The sequence below is a fragment of the Kitasatospora sp. NPDC059408 genome, assembly GCF_042751525.1.
Classification (GTDB): Bacteria; Actinomycetota; Actinomycetes; order Streptomycetales; family Streptomycetaceae; genus Kitasatospora.
Genome location: NZ_JBHYWI010000001.1, coordinates 243,167 through 265,600 on the forward strand (window position 1 = coordinate 243,167; position 22,434 = coordinate 265,600).

21 protein-coding genes are annotated in these 22,434 nt (G+C 73.3%); 6 read left to right on the forward strand and 15 right to left on the reverse strand.

Translation table 11 applies throughout. The features are described 5' to 3' along the window. Positions 1 to 220: 220 nt before the first annotated feature. Complete coding sequence (locus ACFXDE_RS01010; protein WP_380489502.1) at positions 221 to 658, forward strand: TIGR03618 family F420-dependent PPOX class oxidoreductase; 438 nt, start codon at positions 221 to 223, stop codon at positions 656 to 658. 27 nt (positions 659 to 685) lie between these two features. Here ACFXDE_RS01010 and ACFXDE_RS01015 read toward each other — a convergent pair whose 3' ends face one another. Further along, complete coding sequence (locus ACFXDE_RS01015; RefSeq protein WP_380489504.1) at positions 686 to 1,306, reverse strand: TetR family transcriptional regulator; 621 nt, start codon at positions 1,304 to 1,306, stop codon at positions 686 to 688. A gap of 138 nt (positions 1,307 to 1,444) precedes the next feature. On the opposite strand from ACFXDE_RS01015, the gene ACFXDE_RS01020 reads away from it, so the two are divergent. Beyond that, positions 1,445 to 2,209: an SDR family NAD(P)-dependent oxidoreductase gene (locus ACFXDE_RS01020; protein WP_380489507.1), complete on the forward strand. Its 765-nt coding sequence runs from the start codon at positions 1,445 to 1,447 to the stop codon at positions 2,207 to 2,209. 177 nt (positions 2,210 to 2,386) lie between these two features. Here ACFXDE_RS01020 and ACFXDE_RS01025 read toward each other — a convergent pair whose 3' ends face one another. The 5 genes from ACFXDE_RS01025 to ACFXDE_RS01045 form a co-directional block, all read right to left on the reverse strand. Next, complete coding sequence (locus ACFXDE_RS01025; protein WP_380489508.1) at positions 2,387 to 3,046, reverse strand: Pr6Pr family membrane protein; 660 nt, start codon at positions 3,044 to 3,046, stop codon at positions 2,387 to 2,389. 159 nt (positions 3,047 to 3,205) lie between these two features. Continuing rightward, a complete protein-coding gene (locus ACFXDE_RS01030; RefSeq protein WP_380489510.1) occupies positions 3,206 to 4,126 on the reverse strand; it encodes a phosphotriesterase in 921 nt (306 codons plus the stop codon). Next, on the reverse strand, positions 4,123 to 4,710 hold the full coding sequence (locus ACFXDE_RS01035; RefSeq protein ID WP_380489512.1) for a carboxymuconolactone decarboxylase family protein: 588 nt from the start codon (positions 4,708 to 4,710) through the stop codon (positions 4,123 to 4,125). Before ACFXDE_RS01035 ends, ACFXDE_RS01030 begins: the two co-directional genes overlap by 4 nt. Positions 4,711 to 4,726: 16 nt before the next feature. Then, complete coding sequence (locus ACFXDE_RS01040; protein ID WP_380489514.1) at positions 4,727 to 5,326, reverse strand: DUF4865 family protein; 600 nt, start codon at positions 5,324 to 5,326, stop codon at positions 4,727 to 4,729. A 73-nt stretch (positions 5,327 to 5,399) separates the two neighbouring features. Then, positions 5,400 to 5,975: a TetR/AcrR family transcriptional regulator gene (locus ACFXDE_RS01045; protein WP_380489515.1), complete on the reverse strand. Its 576-nt coding sequence runs from the start codon at positions 5,973 to 5,975 to the stop codon at positions 5,400 to 5,402. A 397-nt stretch (positions 5,976 to 6,372) separates the two neighbouring features. Here ACFXDE_RS01045 and ACFXDE_RS01050 point away from each other — a divergent pair, with 397 nt between their 5' ends. Next, on the forward strand, positions 6,373 to 7,362 hold the full coding sequence (locus ACFXDE_RS01050; RefSeq protein ID WP_380489517.1) for an aldo/keto reductase: 990 nt from the start codon (positions 6,373 to 6,375) through the stop codon (positions 7,360 to 7,362). A gap of 124 nt (positions 7,363 to 7,486) precedes the next feature. On the opposite strand, the gene ACFXDE_RS01055 is transcribed toward ACFXDE_RS01050, so the two are convergent. The 6 genes from ACFXDE_RS01055 to ACFXDE_RS01080 form a co-directional block, all read right to left on the reverse strand. Continuing rightward, positions 7,487 to 8,236, reverse strand: a complete 750-nt coding sequence (locus ACFXDE_RS01055; RefSeq protein ID WP_380489519.1) for a winged helix-turn-helix domain-containing protein — start codon at positions 8,234 to 8,236, stop codon at positions 7,487 to 7,489. A 558-nt stretch (positions 8,237 to 8,794) separates the two neighbouring features. Next, positions 8,795 to 8,917: a hypothetical protein gene (locus ACFXDE_RS01060; protein ID WP_359957652.1), complete on the reverse strand. Its 123-nt coding sequence runs from the start codon at positions 8,915 to 8,917 to the stop codon at positions 8,795 to 8,797. 293 nt (positions 8,918 to 9,210) lie between these two features. After that, on the reverse strand, positions 9,211 to 9,753 hold the full coding sequence (locus ACFXDE_RS01065) for an ATP/GTP-binding protein (protein ID WP_359958091.1): 543 nt from the start codon (positions 9,751 to 9,753) through the stop codon (positions 9,211 to 9,213). Between the two features lie 112 nt (positions 9,754 to 9,865). Beyond that, positions 9,866 to 10,471: a DUF742 domain-containing protein gene (locus tag ACFXDE_RS01070; RefSeq protein ID WP_380489521.1), complete on the reverse strand. Its 606-nt coding sequence runs from the start codon at positions 10,469 to 10,471 to the stop codon at positions 9,866 to 9,868. 8 nt (positions 10,472 to 10,479) lie between these two features. Beyond that, positions 10,480 to 10,902 (reverse strand): roadblock/LC7 domain-containing protein, encoded by a 423-nt coding sequence (locus ACFXDE_RS01075; RefSeq protein WP_380489523.1) that lies wholly within the window; start codon positions 10,900 to 10,902, stop codon positions 10,480 to 10,482. Further along, positions 10,899 to 14,057 (reverse strand): nitrate- and nitrite sensing domain-containing protein, encoded by a 3,159-nt coding sequence (locus ACFXDE_RS01080; protein WP_380489525.1) that lies wholly within the window; start codon positions 14,055 to 14,057, stop codon positions 10,899 to 10,901. The genes ACFXDE_RS01075 and ACFXDE_RS01080 overlap by 4 nt, the downstream gene beginning before the upstream one ends. A 429-nt stretch (positions 14,058 to 14,486) precedes the next feature. On the opposite strand from ACFXDE_RS01080, the gene ACFXDE_RS01085 reads away from it, so the two are divergent. The 3 genes from ACFXDE_RS01085 to ACFXDE_RS01095 all read left to right on the forward strand — a co-directional run bounded on the left by ACFXDE_RS01085 (position 14,487) and on the right by ACFXDE_RS01095 (position 19,008). Then, a complete protein-coding gene (locus ACFXDE_RS01085; protein ID WP_380489527.1) occupies positions 14,487 to 16,313 on the forward strand; it encodes an AMP-dependent synthetase/ligase in 1,827 nt (608 codons plus the stop codon). 320 nt (positions 16,314 to 16,633) lie between these two features. Next, positions 16,634 to 17,812 (forward strand): polysaccharide deacetylase family protein, encoded by a 1,179-nt coding sequence (locus ACFXDE_RS01090; RefSeq protein ID WP_380489529.1) that lies wholly within the window; start codon positions 16,634 to 16,636, stop codon positions 17,810 to 17,812. Positions 17,813 to 18,147: 335 nt separating this feature from the next. Continuing rightward, a complete protein-coding gene (locus tag ACFXDE_RS01095; protein WP_380489531.1) occupies positions 18,148 to 19,008 on the forward strand; it encodes a nitroreductase/quinone reductase family protein in 861 nt (286 codons plus the stop codon). 149 nt (positions 19,009 to 19,157) lie between these two features. On the opposite strand, the gene ACFXDE_RS01100 is transcribed toward ACFXDE_RS01095, so the two are convergent. From ACFXDE_RS01100 to ACFXDE_RS01110, 3 genes are all read right to left on the reverse strand, one after another. Next, the gene (locus ACFXDE_RS01100) at positions 19,158 to 19,934 is read right to left on the reverse strand and encodes an SGNH/GDSL hydrolase family protein (RefSeq protein ID WP_380490084.1); all 777 of its coding nucleotides are present in this window, start codon (positions 19,932 to 19,934) and stop codon (positions 19,158 to 19,160) included. A gap of 390 nt (positions 19,935 to 20,324) precedes the next feature. Continuing rightward, on the reverse strand, positions 20,325 to 20,945 hold the full coding sequence (locus ACFXDE_RS01105) for a hypothetical protein (protein ID WP_380489533.1): 621 nt from the start codon (positions 20,943 to 20,945) through the stop codon (positions 20,325 to 20,327). A 208-nt stretch (positions 20,946 to 21,153) separates the two neighbouring features. Beyond that, positions 21,154 to 22,143, reverse strand: coding sequence for a hypothetical protein (locus ACFXDE_RS01110; RefSeq protein ID WP_380489535.1), 990 nt, complete (start codon positions 22,141 to 22,143; stop codon positions 21,154 to 21,156). Between the last annotated feature and the right edge of the window lie 291 nt (positions 22,144 to 22,434).

Here is a 22,434-nt window from a genome sequence, read left to right on the forward strand (position 1 = left end):
CTCCCACGCCTCGAACTCACGCCCCCGCCGCTAGGACATCCGGGGCACCTCCCCGGTTCCCCGTCGGGACGCGATCTTCCACCCTAGCGGGCCGGGGTTCCGGGTGACGGATGACAACTTTCAGATAACAGAGTTTGAAATCTGTCATCTGAAAGTTGTCATCTCGCCGAGCCGAACCTGATAGAACGTCAGGTGATCGGGAATCCCTGGAGGTGGCGCGGTGGGCGGCTGGAACGAGGAGATCCGGGCTCGGGTTCGCGAGCCGCGGATCTGGTACGTGGCGACCACGGACGCCGAGGGCGCCCCGCACGTCACCCCGATGTGGGTGGACCTGGAGGGCGACCTCGTCCTGTTCAACACGGCCATCGGCCGCACGAAGGAGCGGAACCTGCGCCGCGACCCGCGCGTCTGCCTCTCCAACGCCGACCTGGCCGATCCGTACGACCGGGTCCAGATCCACGGCCGCGCCGTCGGGTTCGTGACCGGCGAGCGCGCCGACCGCCGGATGGACGATCTCGCCCGCAAGTACCTCGGCGCGGAGCGCTACGAGTGGCGGATCCCCGGCGAGCGGCGCGTCACCGTCCTCATCGAGCCCACCCGCATCCGCCGCGTCGTCGGCGTCGAACCCCTGCCGGCCGCGGCCTTCGAGGACCGCTGACGCACAGGCCTGCTCACGGCACCCTGCTCACGGCACCCGGCTCCACGGGCGCAGCCCCCCGGTGAGTTCGCGCATGCAGCGGGCGCCCAGCTCCTGAGGTGAACCCGGGCCCGTCGCGGGGGCGTCGGAGAGGGCCCACTCCTCCAGGGCGACCCGGATCGCGGCGGTCGCCGCAGCGGCGGCCAGGCGGATCTCCAGCACGTCCGCGTCCTCCGCGCAGCGGTCGGCCAGGACGCCGCGCAGCCGCTCCTCGGAGTCGGCGTGCACGCGCTGCCAGGTGCTCGCGAGACGGGGGTCGCGCAGCAGGCTGCGGGTCCAGTGCATGGCCTCGGCGGCAGGCGCGTCGGCCGGGGTCAGCGAGGCGACCGCCGAGCGCTCCAGCGCCTCGCGCACCGGCAGGTCGGCGGAGCTTTCCGCGAACAGTTCGACCCAGCGCCGCCCGCCGGCCGCGAGCAGCGGGGCGACGGCGTCCTCCTTGACCGAGAAGTACCGGTAGAAGGTGCGCAGCGAGATGCCCGCGGCGTTGGCGATCTCCTCGGCGGTGGTCGCCTCGGCGCCCCGTTCGGCGAAGAGCGCGGCGGCGGTGCGGGCGATGTCCAGCCGGGTGGCTTCGCGGCGGCGCTGGGTCAGGGAAGGGCGTCCGGTCACGGGCTCAGCGTACGCGTCCCGTGCCAGGCAGGCAGCTCACGCCGGGTCGGCATGTCGAGACTTATTGGCACGTTATGCCACTCGGGCGTACCGTGTCTCTTGAGGTCGAGAGACCACGGGAACGAACGGAGAACCACCATGGAGCGCTTCAGCGGACGGAACGTCCTGATCACCGGCGGCGGCTCGGGCATCGGCCAGGCCACCGTGCACCGGATCCTCGCCGAGGGCGGCAAGGTCGTCGCGGTCGACGTCAGCGCGGACGGCCTGCGGAGCACCGCGGACCGCGCGACCGCCGACGGCACCGCCGACCGGCTCACCACCGCGGTGCTGGACATCTCGGACGAAGGCGCCGTCATGGCGGGCGTCGCGGAGGCCGTCGCACGCCTTGGCGGGCTCGACGTCCTGGTCAACGCGGCCGGGATCCTGCGCTCCTCGCACACCCACGAGACCAGCCTGGAATTCTGGAACAAGCTCCTCGCGGTGAACCTGACCGGCACCTTCCTGATGACCCGCGAGGCGCTTCCGGCGCTGCTCGCGAGCGGCGGCGGCGTGGTGGTCAACTTCAGCTCCACGTCGGCGAGTTTCGCCCACCCGTACATGGCCGCCTACGCCGCGACCAAGGGCGGCATCCAGTCCTTCACGCACGCCATCGCGTCGGAGTACTCGAAGCAGGGGCTGCGCGCGGTGTGCGTGGCGCCGGGCAGCATCGACAGCGGCATGACCAACAACCCGGGCCTGCCGGCCGACGCCGACTTCAGCCTGCTCGCCAAGCTCGCCCCCGCCATCGGCCAGGGTTTCGCGGGGCCGGAGACCGTGGCGGGCGTCATCGCGATGCTGGCGTCGGACGACGGCGCGTTCGTCACGGGCACCGAGATCCGCATCGACGGCGGCACCCACATGTGAGCCGGTGAGCCGGGGTGCGGGAGTGACGGCCGGCGGATGACAGATAACAGCTGACAGATAACAGATTTCGAAATCTGTTATCTGTCAGCTGTTCGTCGGTTTCAGATTGTCCTGGTGCGTTCAGGCCGCCCTGGTGCGTTCAGGCCGCCCTGGTGCGTTCGGGTCGTCTTGATGCGTTCAGGTCGTCCTGGCGTGGGCGCGGCGGCCTCGCTGCACGGTGCCGTGACGGGCGTCGCGGCGGGCGGCGAGGGCGTTGCCGACCGCCAGGATCGCCGCCCCGACCACGACGAACGCCGCCGCCACCAGGGCGCACGCGCCGGCCACCCGCCGGTACCCGCCATGCACGCCGGGGTCGAGGAACGGGTACGGATACCAGTCGACGGCCCAGCCCCGGAGCAGTGTGTAACCCAGGTAGAGCAGCGGGAGGCCCAGCCACCACAGCCCTGCCCCCGGGCGCAGGCGGCGCGCCGGCGGGTCGATCAGCCAGTCGGCGAGCACGGCGAGCGGCATGACGCGGTGGAGCACGTCGTTGACCCACGGGATCGTCAGCTGGTCCGGGTACTTGGCGAGGACCGTGCCGTACACCAGTCCGGTGATCACCAGGTAGAGCACGACCGCCCCGCGCACCGGGTCGGGCACGGGGCGGCGGCCGGTCAGGCCCGCCAGTCCGCCGAGCGCCAGGACGACGACCGCGGCCGCGTTGCCGAGGATGGTGAAGTAACCGAAGTAGTTCACCACCCCGGTGGAACCGGTCGCCGCGTGATAGCCGGAGAAACCGAGGGCGACGGCCGCGAGCGCGGCGACGGCGAGCCGGGCGGGAGCGAGCCAGGGGTGCATCGTCGGTCCGCCTCTCTGGAGGTGGCGTGGTCCGTCGGGGTACTCGGATTGAAACCCGGGTGGGCGGAGTCGGCCACAGGAGAGATGGCAGGAGAGCCGGCCGCGGAGCCGGTCGGAAGGACAACAGGAAGGACGGCAGGGAGGACGGGGGCGTCGGCCTCAGGGGGTGCGCCAGTCGGTGGCGAAGGCGGCCGCCGGGTTGGCCGTGAGGAGCAGTTCGGGCAGCTCGGGGCCGAACGTGCGGCCGAGGCGCGGTGCGAGGTCGGTGAGCAGCCGGGTGGGGCCGCCGGCCCGGCGGGCGGTGCGGGTAGTCGTGTCGGCGCCGAGGAGCAGCCTGTCGGCGTGGCCGGCGTCGACGAGGCCCGCGATGAGGTCGAAGGCCTGGTGGTCCTCCGGGTGGCCGGCCCGCGAGGGGCTGTCCAGGGCCAAGTAGACGCCCTCGTCGGCGAGTTCGCGGTGCAGCCGGACGTCGGGCAGGCGGGTGAGGTGCCCGAGGACGATCCGGTCGACCGGGACCCGGTGGCGGTCGTGGAGCCAGAGCAGCACGAAGTACGGGTCGCCGCCGGGTTCGAGGTGGACGGCGATCGGGGCGCCGGTGGCGTGATGGGCCTCGGCGGCGGCCGCCATGACCAGACGGGTGTGCGTGCTGCTGGCGCCCACGTCGCACGCGACCTTGATCAGCCCGGCTCGGACGCCCTCGGGAGCGCCCGGGAGACCGGTGGTCAGCTCGGTGACGAAGCGTTCGGCGAGTCCGTCGTACCGGGCGGAGAGACCGCCGGCGTCCTCGCCGTAGTGGACCGCCTGGTGCATTCCGGTGGCGGCGACGACGTGGACGCCGGTCATTCGCGAGAGGCGGGCGAGCGCGTCGGCACCGCGTCCCATTCCGTGCGGGGTCCACTGGACGAAGGTCCGCCCGCCGCCGGCGGCGAAGGAGCGCAGGACCTCCTCCGCGGCGGCCGGGTCGTCCAGCTCCTCGCCGGGAAGCAGCGGGCTTCGGATGAACAGGTGGTCGTGGGAGTCGGTGACGCCGAGCTCGGCGGGGTCGATGTCGCCCAGGACCGTGCGGACGGTGGCGGTCACGCGCCGGCCTCCCGCTGTATGTCCTGGCCCTGCGCGATGTCCTGGTCCTGGTCTGGGTCCTGGTCCTGGTCCTGGGCGGGCGATGCCGCCTGTGGCGTCTCCACCGTCTGTACCGCTTGCGCCTGCTGCGCCTCGGCGAAGGTCGCGGTGGCGACGCGCAGGCCGGCCAGGGCCTTCGGGACCCCGACGTAGGGTGCCAGGTGGACGATCACCTCGGTGATCTCCTCACGCGTCATCCCGATCCGCAGGCTGTTGCGGACGTGGTCGGCGAGCTGCGGCTCGACGCCGCCGAGGGCGGTGAGCGCGGCCAGGTTCGCGACCTGACGGTCGCGCAGGGCGAGGCCGGGGCGCTGGTAGGTGCCGCCGAACAGGGCGGTGACGATCCAGTCGGCGAAACCCGGGGCCAGACCGTCGAGGCCGGCGAGGGTCGACGCGGCGGCCGGCCCCGCGAGGTCGGCGAGCAGGGCGTAACCGGCCTCTCGATCGAGCGGAGCGGGAGCGAGGTCGGCGGGCACGAGGGACTCGGGGGCGAGCGACTCGGGCGCAAAGGACTGGGGCGCGAGGGACTCGGGCGCGGTGGTCATGGGGTGGCGAATCCTTTCACCAGTGGCGGCCGGCGGGGAGCCGGTCGAGTTCGGGCCGGGACAGGTGCAGCACCCGGTAGCGGGTGCCGGGCGCGCCGTCGGGGACTTCGCCGCGCCAGAGGGCGATCTGGAGCAGCTCCCACCGGCTCGGGTCGACCGCGACGGCTGCGGTGTGCAGCGCGGGGTGGGCGGGCAGGTCGGCGAGGGCCTGCTCGACGGCCTCGGCGGGATCGGCGGTCTCGGAGAGGCGGACGGTCCGGCGGGTGGCGGTGGCCGGTCCGTCCGCACCGGGCACGGCGGGCCCGGCGGCCACGGGCCCTCGCGCGAGCCCGGCACCGAGCCAGTGCCTGACGGCGGGGCGGCCGAAGTCGGCGCTGAGGCCACGGAAGCCGGGGCCCCAGAGGAAGCCGTTCATGCCCTCGGCCGTCCGCCACAGGTAGAACGGCGCGTACTGGTTGACCGGCGAGCCGTCGCGCCCGCGTTCCCGGACCAGGTACGCCTTGAGGCCCAGGCCGGGGTGGGCGTCGAGGAGGTGACCCCGCTCGGCGACGCGCTTGCGGATGATCCCCATGTCGTAGTCGGCGGGGAGGGTGATCTCGTACTGCATGGCGTGCACGGGTGCTTCTCCTCCGTGGGCGGCTTGATCGGGACGGGCGTTTGCGGGGCCCGCCCGCGGTCCGGCTCCGGTCTCAGGCCGTTCGGTTCGTCCGCTGGGCCGCGAGCAGGGCGAGGGCGCCGCGGACGGCCTGCTCGAAGGGCTCGGCACGGTCGGCCGCGCGGGCGAGCACGTAGCCGCCCTGGACGACCGCGACCAGCGCGGCCGCGGTGTCGACCGGGTCGACGCCGGGGACGAGCTCGCCCGCCGCCTGGCCCTCGGCGACGAGTTCGGCGATCCGCCCGCGGAGCCAGTCGAACGTCTCCTCGACCGGCGCCCGCAGCTGCGGGTCGGCGATGACGTCCGGGTCCTGCGCCATCCGTCCGATCCGGCACCCGCGCAGCACGTCGCGGTCGCGGTGGAGGTAGGCGGCGATGCGGTCGTAGGCGCTGCCCGGGGAGACGAGGTCGGCCTCCGCGACGGCGCGCATCTCCTCGGCGCTGCGGCGCAGGGCGGTCGCGGCCAGGTCGGGCTTGCCGGTGAAGTGGTGGTACATGCTGCCCTGGCCGACGCCGGCGCGCTGCTGGATGGCCTTGGGGCTGGTGCCGACGTAGCCGCGCTCCCAGAGGAGCTCCTGGGTGCTCTCGATGAGACGGTCCTGGGTTGCCATGTGGATCACTGTACATACCAGTAGGTACAGAGCGCCAGTGGTTTCCCCCCGGCGTTTCCTCCGCCATGGCGGCACGCCCATCCCCCAGACGACCGAGGGCCGTGCGCCGCCCCCCGGCGGCCACGGCCCCTCGCCCGCATTCCCTCACCCGCATTCCCTCGCCCGATCGTCATCCCCCGCACCGCCTGCCGGCATTCCGCCCATGCCGGTGGCACGCGTCACGTCACGCCGTGTCATGCATGAGCACTGCCACGGCGGGTGTAAGCAACCCCGGGGGTGGGGGCGCAGACGGTGGTGGCCAGGGGGGCGGGGTGCGGGCAGCGACCAGGGGGCGGGCGGCGACCAGGGGGGCCGGCAAGGCCTTGATCCACGCGCACCGGCTGGCAAGATGTCCGGCATGAGCTACCTCGCCTCGGATGACCGCTATGGCTCGATGACCTACCGCAAGGCCGGACGCAGCGGCGTACAGCTGCCCGCCGTCTCGCTCGGCCTCTGGCACAACTTCGGCGACGCCCAACCCCTGGACGTCCAGCGGGCGGTGCTGCGCCGCGCCTTCGACCGCGGGATCACCCACTTCGACCTGGCGAACAACTACGGCCCGCCGTACGGCAGCGCGGAGCGCAACTTCGGGTACCTCTTCGCGCAGGACCTCCGCCCGTACCGGGACGAGCTGTTCATCGCCACCAAGGCCGGCTGGGACATGTGGCCGGGTCCGTACGGCAACGGCGGCAGCCGCAAGTACCTGCTGGCCAGCCTGGACCAGTCGCTCGGGCGGATGGGGCTCGACTACGTCGACGTCTTCTACTCGCACCGGTACGACCCGGAGACCCCGATCGAGGAGACGATGGGCGCGCTGGACAGCGCGGTCCGCTCGGGGAGGGCGCTGTACGCGGGCATCTCCAACTACCCGGCGGAGCAGCACCGGGAGGCGGTGGCGATCCTGCGCGAGCTGGGGACGCCGGTGCTGATGAACCAGTCGGCGTACTCGATCCTCAACCGGTCCGTGGAGGAGGGCGTCCTGGACGCCGTCGGCGACACCCAGACCAGTCTGATCGCCTACTCCCCGCTCGCACAGGGCCTCCTGACGGACCGCTACCTGTCCGGCGACGTGCCGGCCGGGTCGCGGATGTCGGTCGGGAAGTTCCTGAGCGAGAAGGCCCTCGACGGGGCGCGCCTGGAGCAGCTCCGGGCGCTCGCCAAGGTCGCCGAGGGCCGCGGGCAGACGCTCGCCCAGCTCGCGCTCTGCTGGGTGCTGCGCGACCCGCGCGTGGTGTCGGTGATCATCGGGGCGAGCAGCGTCGCGCAACTGGACCAGAACATCGACGCGCTGAACGGCGGCCCGCTGACTGCGGAGGAGCTCGCGGAGATCGACCGACTGAGCCGGTGACGGCGGGCGGGTGACAGACGACAGATAACAGATTTCAAAATCTGTTATCTGTCGTCTGTTATCTGTTCCCTGTCAGCTGTTCTCTGTCAGCTGTTCACCGTCGGCCTCCGGAGCGGGCGACCCCTCACGCCACCGGCGTGTACTTGTAGCCGACCCGGCGGACCGTCACGATCGTGTCGCGGTAGGCCGATCCGAGCTTGCGCCGCAGACGGGCCACGTGCACGTCCACCGTCCGACCGTCGCCGACGTGGCCGTAGCCCCACACGGCGGAGACCAGGTGATCACGGGTGTGCACCCGCTGCGGGTGCTCCGTGAGGTGGGCGAGCAGTTCGAACTCCAGGTACGTGAGGTCGAGCAGCCGCCCGTCCACGTACGCGTTGCGCCGCTCGTTGTCGACGGTGATGCCCCGGCCCGCCGGGCGGACCGGTCGGGCGGCCGACGAGCCGGCCGGGCCGCCGGCCGGACCCACCGCGGTCGAACCCGCACCGGCCGGGTTCTCCGCGGGCACGAGCACCAGGTACCCGACCATCGGCCGCCCGGCCGGGTCGCCGAACTGCGCACCGTACTGGGCGAGGAGGGTGTGCGGCAGCGCGCCCTGCGGCAGCGCCGCGACCACGGACGCGCCTTCCGGCAGCGCCGCCAGCAGCGACTGCGGCGGCGCCGGAGGCACCGCGGCCGGAGCGACCGTCGGGGCGGGCCGGGGCGGGAGCACGTGCGGAGGCACCGAACGCGCGGCCCGGACCTGGGAGTTGACGATCCCGGACGGAACCGACGGAACGGACGGAACAGCGGGAACGGGCTGGACCGAGCGGACCGCGCGCAGGTGCGGGGTCGCGGTGGGCAGGGGCAGGGTGGCCGTGGAAGAAGAAGACATGGTGTGCCGCTCATTTCGCGCGTGACGGACGGGGTGGAGTCGTCTGCGCGTCGACCGGGCTACTGCCTGGGCTGATCCGGACGGCGGGTCCGGGATCCGGAGTCCGGAATCAGCGGGCGGAGGACCGGGACGCGCTGGGCGAACCCGGACACGTCTGATCGAACAGGTGCGGCTGCCTGGAGGGCCAGAACGGCTCCAGGTCAGCGCGACCGGATCGGCGGGAGCGGCCGGAGCGGCCGTCCGCGACTGCGTGACCGACCGTGCGCGAGCGCCCGTTCGGTTGTCCGCTCGTCCGCCCGATCGACCGCCCGGACGGTGCGCCGCCGCGCTCGACGGGGGACGTCCCGGCTGCGCGTGGGCGCCCGGCGGCTCCGGGGGCGGGGGTGGGGAAGGCGAGGTTCACAGGTGGTCTCTCCGCGTGGCGGGGCCGGATCGCCGGTCGCGGGCACGCCGGGTTCCGGTGTGCCGCTCCGGCCTGGTCGACGGGGTGACGGTGCGCCGGACGACGCGGCCTGGGGCCGCAAGCGGGGTCGGGCGTACCGGGGAGGGGCCGGCCGGTCAGCGACAACACGCGCTGCAGGTCAGCGCGTGGTCGATGTAGCGGCGGGCGGTGAGCACCGACGGGACCGGGGTGCGGACGGAGGCGGGCGCGGCCGCGGTGGTGTGCCGACCGACGGTCATCCTGCTGCCCTCCCCTGGATCCGTGCTCGGCGACGCGGGCTGCGGGCCGAAGGTGCGTGATCGAAGAGCCTGCTGCCGGACAAGCGTCAGCACCGACGCGCATCCGGGCTCCCCGACGGCATGGCCGGGCGGCCTTCGTCCACAGAGCCTTCCACGCCGGCCCGGTCTAGGCAACCTTCATCGCGCCGGACGTCCGGGATGCGGACACGGAAATGAGACGACGGCTCGATGGGATGGCGGCGGGAACGGCAAAGGGAGCGATTGAAGGAGCGAAAGTACGGGCGGACGAAGGGTCAGGCCCGGGAGGCCGCACGGCGCGGCCGGGTGGCGGCGTGCTCGACGAGGGCGACCAGCAGGTCCTTCCCGTCCTCGCGCAGCCGCGCGTCGCACAGCAGCACCGGGACGCCCGGGTCGAGGTCGAGCGCGTCCCGCACCTCCTCGGGCGAGAAGCGTTCCGTCCCGTCGAAGCAGTTCACCGCGACGACGAACGGGATACCGCGCTGCTCGAAGAAGTCCACCGAGGGGAAGCAGTCGGCGAGGCGCCGGGTGTCCGCGAGCACCACGGCGCCGAGTGCTCCGCGCGCCAACTCGTCCCACACGAACCAGAAGCGGTCCTGACCGGGCGTGCCGAACAGGTAGAGCGCGAGCCCGGGCCTCAGGTCGATCCGGCCGAAGTCCATCGCCACCGTGGTGGTGCGCTTGGCCTCCACACCCGAGGTGTCGTCCACCGGGCGGCCGAGTTCGCTCAGCTCCTCCTCGGTGCGCAGCGGGCGGATCTCGCTGACCGCGCCGACCAGCGTCGTCTTGCCCGCGCCGAAGCCGCCCGCGACGAGGATCTTGACCGCGACGGCCGGACCGCCGCGCCAGCGTGGGTCGGTGGCGTCGGGCCCGGCGGCCGGCCCGTCGCGGTGCCCGGCGTCGTTTCCGGTGTCGTGCCCGGCGTGGTACTCAGAGCGCACGGAGTCCATTGATCACGTCTCGCAGCAGGCGCTCGTCCGGTAGCTCGGCGAGCGGAACGGGTCGGGTGACGCTGATCAGTTCGGCGTCGTAGAGGTCGCCGAGCAGCACGCGGACGACGCTGACCGGCAGGTCGGTGTACGAGCCGAGCTCGGCGACGGACAGCGGCTCGCGGCGGCACCAGGCCAGGATGGTCTGGTGCTCCGGGTCGAGCACGTGCGCGGGCACGGCCCCCGCGTCCGGTCCGGGCTCGGCGGCGGTGATCAGCGAGATGAGGTCGAACAGGCCGTCCTCGACCGGGCGGGTGCGGCCGCGGGTCATCGAGTACAGCCGCACCACCGGGCCGGCTTCGTCGTCGAACCAGCGATCGTCGACCGGGGTGCGCGGCCGGAACAGGTCCACCTCGGGCACGTCCGAGGGCTCGTCCGCGAGCTCGTCCGCGAGCTCGTCCGCGAGCTCGTCCGCGGACGAGCCGTCCACGGCCGCGGCGTCCGCACTCGAAGGGTCCGCGCTCGAAGCGGCCGCAGGCCCGGCCCCGTCCGTCGCGGCCACGGACTCGTCCCGCTCCGCCACCGCCTCCGCGTTCGGATCCGCCATCGAACCGATCATCTCCCCGGCGGCAGCGCGGCTTCGGTGCGCGGCTCGGCGGCCATGTGCTCGCCGACCCGCTTGACCAGCAGGGCCATCTCGTAGGCGATCTGGCCGATGTCCGCCTCGGCCTCGCTCAGCACGGCCAGGCAGCTGCCGTCGCCGGCCGCCGTGATGAACAGGAACGCCTCGTCGAGCTCGACCATGGTCTGGCGGACCCCGCCGACCTTGAAGTGCCCGCCGGTGCCCTTGGCGAGGCTGTGGAAGCCGGCCGCGACGGCGGCGAGGTGCTCGGCGTCCTCGCGTTCGAGACCGCGGGAGGCGCCGGTGGCCAGGCCGTCGCTGGAGAGGATCACCGCGTGCCGCAGGGCCGCGACGCGTCCCACCAGGTCGTCCAGGAGCCAGTTGAGGTCCCCGGACGGCTGGGTCGAGATGGTCATGAATCAGTTCCTTCCGCTGGAGCGGGCGTTACGGGTGGTGCTGGTCGAACCGGTCGTACTGGTCGTTCCGGTCCTGCTGGTGGTGTCTGCGCGTCCGTCCCGGGTGCACCGGAGCGGGAGGGGCCGGAGGGGCCGGAGGGACCCAGGGGACCGGCCGGCGGTACCAAGCGGACCGGCGGGCCCGCCGGTGGGCGCCTGGCGAGCGGCGCCCGGCTGCCGTCGGGCGGCGCGGGGAGGGCCGCCGGGGCGGGCGCCGGGCTGATCGCCCGCCGGGAGGTGCCCGGCGGCTGCCAGACCGGGACGGACGTGACGGCGGGCCGGCCTTCGGGCGTCGGCGACGGGCTCGTCGGGCCCGACGGCGACGCGGCTGACGACGACGCGGCCGACGACTGACCGGTGGCGCCGCGACCCCGGGTGAACCCGCGCTGGAACGACGCGAACGTGGCCCGTGCCTCCTCCGGCGACCGATCCCGCGCGCGCTCGGCCTCCCGGGCGGCCCGCTCGGCCTCCTGTGCCGCCCGGACCACCGGGTCCTCGGACGGTCGCGCGTCCTCGGCGCGCCCGCCGCGGAGACGTTCCTTCATCTGCTGCTTGAGCTGCGGCGCGAGGTTCGCCTGCCGCACCCGCCGGGGCAGTCCGCCCGGGGTCCGCGCACCGGCAGCCGGCTGCTCCCCCAAGACCGCCGGGGCCACCGGGGCCACCGGGGCCACCGGGGCATCCAGGGCATCCAGATCCACCGGAACCGCCCGAGCCTCCGGAACCACATCACCGACCGCGACGTCCGCAGGCCCGGCAGCCGCCGCACCCACGGCGGGCAGGATCTCCGCCCGGCGGTGGCGGCCGGTGCCCTCCGAGCCGCCGTCCGGACCACCTGCCGGACCACCTGCCGAGCCGCCCGTCGAACCGCGGCCCTGCGAGCCCGGAGGCGGGACGAGCACCGGCCCGCCCTTCGTCCGCGACGCCCGGCGCGGCAGCCCGCCCGGCGTTCGGGCCGGTTCGGCCGCGGACGGCCGCGGCCCGCCGGTGACGCGGTGCTTCCCGCCCGCGGAGCCTCTCGCAGCGCTCGCAGCAGCGCCCGGCGCTCCGTCACCCGGAGCCGGACCGGGCACCACCGAGGGCACCTCGGAGGACACCGCCGGGGACACCTCGGAGGACGTCGCCGTGGCCGCGCCTCCCGGCACCGCCACGAGGTCCCGCTGGCCGCGCCGGGCCGTCGCCACCGGACGCCGCCCCGCCTGCGAGGGCTCGGCCGGCCCGTCCGGTGCCTCCGCGAGCAGCTCGCGCGGCACGAGCACGACGGCCGTCGTCCCGCCGTACGGCGAGGGCCGAAGGTGCACCCGGATACCGTGCCGCCGGGCCAGCCGGCTGACCACGAACAGGCCCAGTCGGTCGGTGTCGGCGAGGTCGAACTCCTGCTCCACGGCGAGGCGTTCGTTGATCTCGGCGAGCGCCGGCCCGCTCAGCCCGAGCCCGCGGTCGTCGATCTCCAGCGCGAAGCCGTGCGCCACGACCTCGCCCTGGACGGTGACCTGGGTGTTCGGCGGGGAGAACACCGCGGCGTTCTCGACGAGTTCGGCGATCAGGTGGGTCACGTCGGCGACGGCGCTGCCGAGCAGTCCGGTGCCGGGGAACGGGCGGACCGTCACGCGGGCGTAGTCCTCGACCTCGCCGACCGCCGCGCGCACGACGTCCACCATCCGCACCGGCTTGCGCCAGGCGCGCCCCGGCGAACCGCCGGCCAGGATGATCAGGCCCTCGGCGTGACGGCGCATGCGGGTGGTGAGGTGGTCGACCTTGAACAGGTCCTCCAGCTCCGCGGGGTCCTCGGTGCGGCGCTCCATGGTGTCCAGCAGGGTCAGCTGGCGGTGCAGCAGCACCTGGCTGCGCCGGGCGAGGTTGACGAAGACGGCCGAGACGCCGCGGCGCAGGTCGGCCTGCTCGACGGCGGCCTCGACGGCGGCCCGCTGCACGGCGTTGAACGCCTGGCCGACCTGGCCGATCTCGGCCTGCCCGAACCGCAGTTCCGGCGCCTCGGCGGCGACGTCCACGGCCTCGCCGCGGCGCAGCCGCCGCATGACGGCGGGCAGGCGGGTGGTGGCGAGCTCGTTGGCGGCGTTGCGTAGGCCGATCAGCTCGCGGGCGAGGCCGCGGCCGATCCGGAAGGAGATGAGCACCGTCAGCACGATGGCGACCAGGCCGGCCGCGCCGGCGATCCCGCCGCGCCACAACAGGCCGGTCGCATACGACTGTTCGCGCTCGGCCATGCCGTCGGCGATGCGGGAGTTGACGGCGGCGAGGTCGCCGAGGGCGCGGTCGGCGGTCTCCCGCCAGGAGTCGCCGTTGATGGCCTGCGCGACGTTGGCAGGGCCGCCGGCGCCGACGAAGTCGGCCTCGGCGCGCACCAGCGCGGCCCACGTGTCGCCGCCGCGCAGGGCGATGTAGTCGGCCTGGTCGGCGGGTTCGAGCTCGGCGATGTAGACGGTGTACAGCGCCTGCTGGTTGTGCAGGGCGTCCAGCGCGGTCTGGTACTGCTCGGCGGTGGGCCGGGCGGTGCCGGTGCGCAGGCCCTCCATCGCCGCGTCCTCCTGGGCCAGGTACTCGCGGGCGCGCACGAGCTCGATCAGGATCGTGCCCTGGCGCGGGAGTTGGCCGCTCTGCTGGGCGACGAACGCGGAGCGGAAGCCGAACACCGGCTTGACCAGGTCGCTGTACTGGTCGAGCGCGAACTCCCAGTTGAGCGCCGAGCGGCTCACCTGGGCGCGCAGCGGGACCATCTGGTCGGCGGCGGCGAGGATCTGCAGGAGGCGCCCGCGCTGGGCGGTGGAGAGCCTGCCGCCGATGCGTTCCTTCTTGTCGCGCAGGACGCCGAGGTCGCGGTCGGTGTCGGCCTTGGCGCGGTCGTAGGCGTCGCGGGCGGCGCGCGAGCCCGGGTCGGCGAGGCGCTGAACGGCGGCGCGGCGCTCGTTCTGCAGGTCGGTGGCGTACTGGTCGGCGGGGGCGCCGAACTCCTTGTACGTACGGCTGAGCTCCAGCTGGTTCCAGACGTCTCCGGTGGTGGCGATGGTCGCGTACACCCACAGGGCGGTGAGCGCGACGATGGGCACCAGGAGCAGCGCGATGATCTTCGCGCGGATCGAGCTGCTACGCAGACGCATGGAGTCCTCGGTCGGGAAGTGCCAGGCGCGGAAGGGGAGGGTGGGCGGAGCGGGGCGAGCACACGGGCGGTGGGGAGCCCGGTTCGGGGGTCGGGTACGGATCGGGCCTGGCCGGGGGCCCGGCCACAGGTCTGCGAGAGCCTACTACGCCCTGACCACTCGTTCGAGGGCCGAAATCCTTCTCGTCTTCACTTGCCCCGCACACGTCAGGACGGCGGCGGCCCCCACCGTCCGGGCGCGGCCCTCGGTCGCACCCGCGTACGACGCTCTCCGTACGGACGTACGGCACTTTCCGTACGCCCTTGTGCCGATCTCGTCGCGTCACCGACACAACCCTGGGCAGCCGCGGGACGATCCGATAGTTTCGGCTCCACGGCAGCCGCGAGCGGGACGCGGGCGAGCGCCGGAGGACGCGAACCGGGGAGGAACGTGCGCGAGTTCACCACCCCGGCCCTGGCCGCACCCGAGGCCGCCGGAGGACTCGCCGACTCGCTCTACGACACCGCGGAACGCACCCCCGCCCTCCCCCAGCTGGCCCTGCGCACCGCCGACGGCGCGTGGCGGGACGTCACCGCCCGCGAGTTCCGCGACGAGGTCCTCGCCCTCGCCAAGGGCCTGCTCACCCGGGGCGTGCGCTACGGCGACCGGGTCGCCCTGATGTCCCGCACCCGCTACGAGTGGACGCTCTTCGACTACGCGCTCTGGTCGATCGGCGCGATCACCGTCCCCGTCTACCCCACCGCCGCGCCCGAGCAGGTGCGCTGGATCCTCGCCGAGACCCAGTCGGTCGCCTGCCTGGTCGAGGACGAGGACGCCGCGATGACCGTCGGCGCGGTCTGCGACGCCCTGCCCGACCTCAGCGGCATCTGGCAGCTCGACCGCGACTGCGTCGGCGCGATCACCGAGGACGGGCTCGGCGTGCCCGACGCCCTCGTGCACCGCCAGCGCCTCGGCGTCGCCGCCTCGAACATCGCCACCGTCGTCTACACCTCCGGCACCACCGGACGCCCCAAGGGCTGCCTGATCACCCACGCCAACCTGGCCGCCGAGGCCGACGCCCTGCTCGGCGGCTGGAGCGACGTCTTCCGGGACCCCTCCGGCGGCCAGCCCTCCACCCTGCTCTTCCTGCCGCTCGCGCACGTCTACGGGCGGGCCGTGCAGGTCGCGGCGATGCGCGGCGGATTCCGGATCGGCCACGTCCCCGAGGTCTCCACCGACGCCCTGCTGCCCGCCTTGGCCTCCTTCCGGCCCACCTTCCTGCACGCCGTCCCGTACGTCTTCGAAAAGATCTTCCAGCAGGCCCGGCGCACCGCCGAGGATGCCGGACGCGGCGAACTCTTCGAGCAGGCACGGCAGGTGGCCGTCGACTGGGCGGCGGCCAGGGAGCAGAGGCTCTTCGGCCGCGGCCCAGGACCGAACCCCCGGCTGCGCCTGCGCCACCTCGCCTACGAGCAGACGCTCTACCCGCGGCTGCGCGCCGTCCTCGGCGGCAGGGCGCGCAGCATCGTGTGCGGCGGCTCGTCGCTGCGCCGCGAACTCGCGCTGTTCTTCGCCGGCGCCGGCTTCCAGCTGTACGAGGGCTACGGGCTGACCGAGACCTCCGCCGCGATCACCGCCAACCCGACCGGGCGGCAGAAGCTCGGCACGGTCGGCCGGCCGATCCCCGGCGCCTCGGTGGCGATCGCGGACGACGGCGAGGTGTGGGTGCGCGGCGGGTCCGTGTTCGGCGGGTACCTCAACCACCCGCGCTGCACCGCTGAGTCGCTGCAGGACGGCTGGTTCGCCACCGGGGACCTCGGCCACCTCGACGAGGACGGGTACCTCACCATCACCGGCCGCAAGAAGGACCTCATCGTCACCAGCAGCGGCAAGAACCTCGCCCCCGCCGCGCTGGAGGAACGGGTGTCGGCGCACCCGCTCGTCTCCCAGTGCCTGGTGGTCGGCGACGACCGCCCGTACATCGCCGCGCTGATCACGCTCGACCCGGCCGCCCTGGCACACTGGCTGCGCACGAACGGACGGGAGCTGCTGGACCCGTGGGCGGTGCTCGCGGACGAGCAGCTGCACGCCGAGATCCAGCGCGCGGTGGCGGCGGCCAACACGGCGGTGTCGCGGGCCGAGTCGATCCGTGCGTTCCGGCTGCTGCCACGGGAGTTCGGCCTGGAACAGGGGCTGCTCACGCCGTCGCTGAAGCTGCGACGGGCGGCGATCGCGGAGCACTACGCGGCGGACATCGAGGAACTGTACGTCCCCTGACGTGCCGTCTTGTCCGTTTTGCAGCCCTGTAGTTGATTCGGGGACGGTTGGCGGAGCCGTTCGACGGGATTCCCTTGACGGACCGATTGGTCCAGTCCATTGTTTCTCCTCGGTCCGAGTGCGGCGCACCACCTCCCGCTCCCGCCCCTCGGGGAGCGCCCCGGTACGACGGTTCCAGCTTTCGACGGTTCAGCGTTTCCACGGTTCAGCGTTTCCACGGTTCGACGTTTCCACGGTTCGACGCTTCGGCGTCTCGACGGCCACCGCTTCCGTCACGCCCTCCCCACGGGCGTGCTTCCCCCACACGCAGGAGTCTTCACGTGCCCCTGTCCACACGTCTGTCCGCGCACTTGTCCACGCGCCTGTCCACGCGCCTGTCCGCACTGGCGGCGTCCGTGGCGCTCGTGACCGCCGCCGCTCCCATGGCGACGGCCGCGCCCTCCGCCACCGGCTCCCCTTCCGCGGCCGCCGCCCCCATCGTCAACCTGGCCACCAACCCCGGCTTCGAGCTGCCCGCGCCCAACCTGTCCGACTGGGGCGCCATCGCCGGCTGGACCTGCACGGGCGGTCCGGCCGAGGCGGCCGTCACCACGACCGCCCCGCACACGGGCACCTCCGCGCTGACCGTCACGCCGGCGAACGCGGACTCCACCGGCGAGTGCGCCCAGACCGTCTCCGTCCAGCCCAACACCACGTACACGGCCTCCGCCTGGGTACGCGGCAGCTTCGTCCACCTGGGCGCCACCGGCACCGGCCACGACGTCGCCCCCGCCTGGACCGAGACCACCGGCGGCGGCTGGCAGCAGCTCACCACCCGGTTCACGACCGGTCCGAACGCGCGCAGCATCCGGCTCTACGTCCACGGCTGGTACCAGGAGGGCCCGTTCTCGGTCGACGACGTGCACGTCGACGGCCCCGCACCCGCCCCGGCCACGCCCCTCGGGTCCGTGCCCACCACCGACAAGGTGGTCTTCTTCACCGTCGACGACGGTTGGACGCGCACCCCCGAGGCGGAGAAGTTCATCGCCGACAACCACCTGCCGATCACGGCCTTCCCGCTGCCGATGCCCGCCGGCACCGACCCCGGCTTCTTCCAGCGCGTCACCGCCGTGCCCGGCTCCTCCACCCAGGACCACAGCGTCTCGCACACCGACCCCACCACGCTCACCCTCGCCCAGCAGCAGGTCGAGATCTGCGACGCCCGCGACGCCATGACCCGCGCCTTCGGCACGGCCCCGACCGTCTTCCGCCCGCCCTACTTCGCCTGGAACGCCGACACCCTGCAGGCGGCGGCCAACTGCGGCATGCGCACCGTCCTCACCGCCGACGCCGACTTCAGCTGGGGCGCCTCCAACATCTGGCACCCCGGCACCCTGCAGCCCGGCGACGTCGTCCTGATGCACTGGACCGACACCCTCGCCACCGACCTCCCGCGCGCACTCGCCGCCGCCCAGGCCGCCGGCCTCAAGCCCGCCGGGCTGATCGACTACCTGCACTGACCCATGGGAAGCGCGCCGCCGCCCCTCTCGTACCCGGTCTCCACCCGAGGAGGGGCGGCGCCGTCACTCGACTCGCCTGCCGATCTTGCTCGTTGACAGGGCGATCGCGGCATGGCTCTAATGGAGGCGTGCAGCGCGGCGTCGGCCACAGAGAAGTGGGCCGGCCGACAGCCGAGCCGGCACCTTACTCCGAGGGACGATGCGCGATGAGGACTTTCTCCGCTCCCCTGATCTGACGTACGCGGCCACCCGTGGTGTCCGCGTACGCGTGTGCTTCGCGGCACTCGCGTGTGGCCTTGACTCCTTTACTCGTTCGGAGACTTCACCACACACGTATGCCTATTTCGTTCAACCAGAGTGTCATTGACGAGTTCCGTGCCAACGGCGGGAAGGTCGGCGGGCCGTTCGAGGGCGGCGACCTACTGCTCCTCACCACCACCGGGGCCCGATCGGGGCGGCCACACACCGTTCCGCTGGGGTACGTCCGGGAGGAGGGAGAGCTCCTCGTCGTCGCGTCGGCGGGCGGGGCGCCGGACGATCCGCAGTGGTACCGCAACCTGCTCGCCCATCCCGTCGTCCGGGTCGAGCTCGGCACGGAGGCGTTCGACGTGATCGCGGTGCCGTCGGAAGGGGCGCGGCGGGAGCGGCTGTTCGCTGCCGCCGTGCGGTTCGCGCCGGGATACGGCGACTACCAGGACCATGCGGGGCGGGAGTTGCCGGTCGTCGTCCTGGAACGGCCCGAAACGCCCACACGGGAGGTGCGCAGCCTCGCCGACAAGCTCCTGGAGGCGCACACCTGGCTGCGCGCGCAACTGCGGTACGTCCGCGAGGAGGCGCAGGCGCACGTCGCGGGGCGGAGGGCGAGCCTCGGGCTCCAACTACGGCAGCACTGCCTGGCGTTCTGCGAGGGGCTGACGCACCACCACCGCGGCGAGGATGCAGCGATCTTCCCGGCACTGGCGCGCAGCCATCCCGAACTTGCCGGGGCGCTGGACCTCTTGGGCGAGCAGCACCGGGCCATCGGACGGATCAAGGAGGAGCTGGTCGCCCTGCTGGCCGGGATCGAGGCCGAGGAACCGGAGCGACTGCGGGCCGAGGTGGACCGGATGGCCGCCGAGCTGGAGGCCCACCTCGCGTACGAGGAGGCCGAGCTGCTGCCGGCGCTCGCCGGGATTCCGTTCCCACCGATGCGCTGAGGGGCCGGGCGCCGGCGGTTGGGTGAGCGCCGGCCGTTACCTGGGAGTGGCGGGGACAGGAGCGGACGAACAGATGACAGATAACAGATTTCGAAATCTGTTATCTGTCATCTGTTATCTGTCGCTTGCCGGCCGTCAGCCGTCAGCCGTCACGACTGCGAGAAGACCGGCAGGTACCCGTAGGCCTGGCCCGAGGAGTTCGGGTGGTAGCTCTCGTCGATGGGCCATGTGGTGCTGTGGAGCCAGGTGTCCAGCGAGCCGCAGATCTCGTGCCCACTGAAGACGTCCCGCACGTCGGCGAAGGTGAAGCCGGCGTTCGCGGCACGCTTGGCGATGACGCCGTCGAGCACGTCGGCGGCCTCGTTGATGGCGGACCGCTTGGTGTCGCCGATGCCGAAGATGCAGCTGCCGCCGATCTCGTACAGGTGCGGGTACCCGAGGACCACGACGTGCGCATTGGGCGCCTTGGCGTGGATCGTCGAGTAGACCCGGTCGAGCTGGGCGGGCAGGGTGTTCTGGGCGTAGGCCTCACCGGCCGAGACCGAGCTGAGGCAGGAGCTCTCGGAGCTGAGCACACAGGTCTGCATGGTGCTGGCGAAGCCGGCGTCGTTGCCGCCGATGGTGATGCTGACCAGCGTCGTCGAGGAACTCAGTGCGGAGACCTGGCTGTTGAGGACGTCTCCGGTTCTCGCGCCCGAGCAGGCGACGAAACTGAAGGAGGACGGCGAGTTGGCACTCTGCCACAGGTACGGATAGGCGTTGGTGCTCCGCTTGCAGCTGCCGCTGTCGCCGAGATAGTTCCCGGAACCGACGCCCGCGGAGTACGAGTCCCCGAGGGCGACGTAGTTGACGGCGTCCGCGCTCGCGGACGTGGCTGCGAAGAACGTGGTGAGCGTGAGGAGGGCCGCTATCGCGGTGGCGGCCATGGCACGGGTGGGGCGCAGCATGAAACCTCCTGGCGTGATGTGGGTCACAGATTTGATACCAGGCGGTAGCAAGCTCGGGAAGCGCTCATGCCAAGGATATTGACGGTCAGTCTGACAACGCTGGAGTGAACGCCTCTTCACAGAGCGCGTATTGGCGCTGTTCAGCGCCGGTGCGCGCGTGTACGCACCAGGCGGGCGCCGAGGGACGCGCTTTGGCCGGCCTTAAGCGCACGCTTGAGCCCGGGCTTGAGTACAGGCTTGAGCGACGCGTCGATCGGAGCGTTGAGAGGTGCTCAGAGAGTGATTCCGAGAGGTGCGTTGCGCGATACCACCGATGGCTCGCTCAGCCGTGCCCTTCCACCGCGCGTGGCAGGTGGCGGACGGCGAACGTCAGTGCTTCGAGTAGACGGTGCCCGGGAAGACCTCGCAGCCCTCCAGTGGCAGTTCCTCGATCGTCTCGTTCGCGGCCGCGGGCACGCCGAGCCACCGGACGGCGCACGCGACGGCCGCCCTCGCCTGGCGCAGTCCGGGCTCGCCCCAACCCAGCAGCTCGACCGCGAGCCCGGGGGCGACGAGCAGGCGCCGGTAGTGCCGGCCGGACGCCGGGTCGGCCGCGCTCGGGCCGACCGCCCGCAGCGCCGCGGCCATCCGCACCCGGGCGCACTCGTTCCCGCCGTTGGCGGAGCCCACCCGGTCGTAGAGGTAGCCGAGGTAGTACGGCTGCCCAATGACGGCCTGGGCCTCCTCGGCGGCTTCCCGGGCCAGGGCGGAGGCCGGGTCGCCCGCGTCCTCCGGTTCGAGCGAGCCGCCGGGCAGCGAGCAGATGCCGTCCCGGGGGTTGACCAGGGTCAGCACCCGGCCGTCGGGGGCGAAGAGCCACCCCCACGACTGCTTGACCGGCAGCCCCTCGGGCACCTGCTCACCCGGCCGCCAGGGCCACCCCGCGGAGGGACGCCGGCGCACCTTGCCGAGCAGCTCGGCGACCTCCGCGCTGTACTCGATCCGGCTCATGCGTCCCCCCTTTCGGTGTCGGGCTCGGCCGGGACCGACGGGGCGCGGGGCGGACCTGCGGAGCGCGGTACGGGGCGGAGCGGCTGAAGCGGCGGCGTGGGGTGCCGCGCGCTCCAGCTGTTGATCTTCCCCGAAATCTTCCCCGAACAGGCGGTCGATGAACAGTCCCCAGCTCCGCTTGGTGGACGCGTAGGACGAAAAGCCCTGGTCAGGCCAGCGGCTCACCTCCGCCCTCGGAGGCGTCGTCCGGACGCTCCCCGGCCAGGCCGTCCCCGGCCGAACGATCGCCGGGCGAACCGTTCCCCGGCGAGCCGCCACCGGCGGGCTCCGCTCCGCCCGCACCGCCGTCGTCGGGCCCTTCCCACGGCGCCGCGCGCCCCGGGAAGGACGGCAGGGGGAAACCGGGCCGCGGGAGCACCCCGGGCGGGAACGGCACGCCCCGCCCGATCGTGTCGGCCAGCTCGTCGAACACCTCGTGGGCGCTCATCGGCCGCAGCCGTCCACCCACCAGCGCCCAGCCCCGCACCGGCGGCCCCTCGGGCCCGGCGTCGCCGTGCAGCAGCAGCGCGCCGCCGCCCGCGACGGCCACGCCCGCCGCCAGCGTCACGCAGAACGCCTCCGTGTCCCGGCCGCCCGGGAAGAGCATGCCCGCCTCGACGCACAGCTCGGCCGCCGCAGTGAGCTGCTCGCCGTCCTCCGGGCCGTGGAAGCGCAGCGTCAGGAGGTGGAACCCCTCCCCCGCGCCCTCGGCCAGCGCCACGAACACCGTCGTGGCGTACTCCATGACCGCCACGAGGTGCCGCTGCCCCGCGTCGTCGTCGCCGACCGCCTCCAGGAGGACGGCGCAGGCGAAGGACATCCGCACCCTGGCCCGGTGGTCCTCCAGCAGCAGCGGGACCAGCTCGGCCAGCGGCTCCCCCGCGTAGACGAAGGGTTCGCCGGCCAGCTCGGGGTCGCCCGCGTACGCGACCCGGGCGGCGGGCGTGGCCGGGTCGAGGCCGAAGGCGTCGCAGTAGTCCGCGTAGTCCTCGGCCTCCATGACCCGCAGGTGCACCTCCACCCCCTGCCGGCGCAGCCCGCGCAGCAGGTCTTCCGTCAGCCGCAGGTACTCCCGGTGCGTGAGGCCGCCGAACAGGCCGTGCCCGGCCAGCCCGGTGTAGTCCGCGGCCCGCGCCGGGACCGCCAGGGCCACCGGCACCGGCGGCGGCGCCCCACGCGCCAGGCCACGCCGCCGCTTCCCTCGGGCCCCGGCTCCACCACCGCCGGCCCCACCGCCCGGCGGACGCCCGCCACCAACCCCACCGGGCCCGGCGCCGCCACGCCCCGGCGCGTTCGCCCGTGGCCCGCTCCAGCGAGGTCCGCCCGCGCGGGGCCCGTCCCCACCGGGGCGGTTCCACCGCGCCGCCGACGGGCGCGCTCGTGACTGCCCGCGCGCCCTCCATGCACCACACGCTCCCGCGAGCGTCTCCACGAGCGACCGCGAGCACCG

Coding starts and splice junctions, on each gene's coding strand:
- ACFXDE_RS01020 (WP_380489507.1), top strand. CDS start 1,445: ATGGAGCGCTTCAGCGGACGGAACGTCCTGATCACCGGCGGCGGCTCG.
- ACFXDE_RS01025 (WP_380489508.1), bottom strand. CDS start 3,046: ATGCACCCCTGGCTCGCTCCCGCCCGGCTCGCCGTCGCCGCGCTCGCG.
- ACFXDE_RS01035 (WP_380489512.1), bottom strand. CDS start 4,710: ATGACCACCGCGCCCGAGTCCCTCGCGCCCCAGTCCTTTGCGCCCGAG.
- ACFXDE_RS01045 (WP_380489515.1), bottom strand. CDS start 5,975: ATGGCAACCCAGGACCGTCTCATCGAGAGCACCCAGGAGCTCCTCTGG.
- ACFXDE_RS01050 (WP_380489517.1), top strand. CDS start 6,373: ATGAGCTACCTCGCCTCGGATGACCGCTATGGCTCGATGACCTACCGC.
- ACFXDE_RS01055 (WP_380489519.1), bottom strand. CDS start 8,236: ATGTCTTCTTCTTCCACGGCCACCCTGCCCCTGCCCACCGCGACCCCG.
- ACFXDE_RS01060 (WP_359957652.1), bottom strand. CDS start 8,917: ATGACCGTCGGTCGGCACACCACCGCGGCCGCGCCCGCCTCCGTCCGC.
- ACFXDE_RS01070 (WP_380489521.1), bottom strand. CDS start 10,471: ATGGCGGATCCGAACGCGGAGGCGGTGGCGGAGCGGGACGAGTCCGTG.
- ACFXDE_RS01075 (WP_380489523.1), bottom strand. CDS start 10,902: ATGACCATCTCGACCCAGCCGTCCGGGGACCTCAACTGGCTCCTGGAC.
- ACFXDE_RS01080 (WP_380489525.1), bottom strand. CDS start 14,057: ATGCGTCTGCGTAGCAGCTCGATCCGCGCGAAGATCATCGCGCTGCTC.
- ACFXDE_RS01095 (WP_380489531.1), top strand. CDS start 18,148: ATGCCTATTTCGTTCAACCAGAGTGTCATTGACGAGTTCCGTGCCAAC.
- ACFXDE_RS01100 (WP_380490084.1), bottom strand. CDS start 19,934: ATGGCCGCCACCGCGATAGCGGCCCTCCTCACGCTCACCACGTTCTTC.
- ACFXDE_RS01105 (WP_380489533.1), bottom strand. CDS start 20,945: ATGAGCCGGATCGAGTACAGCGCGGAGGTCGCCGAGCTGCTCGGCAAG.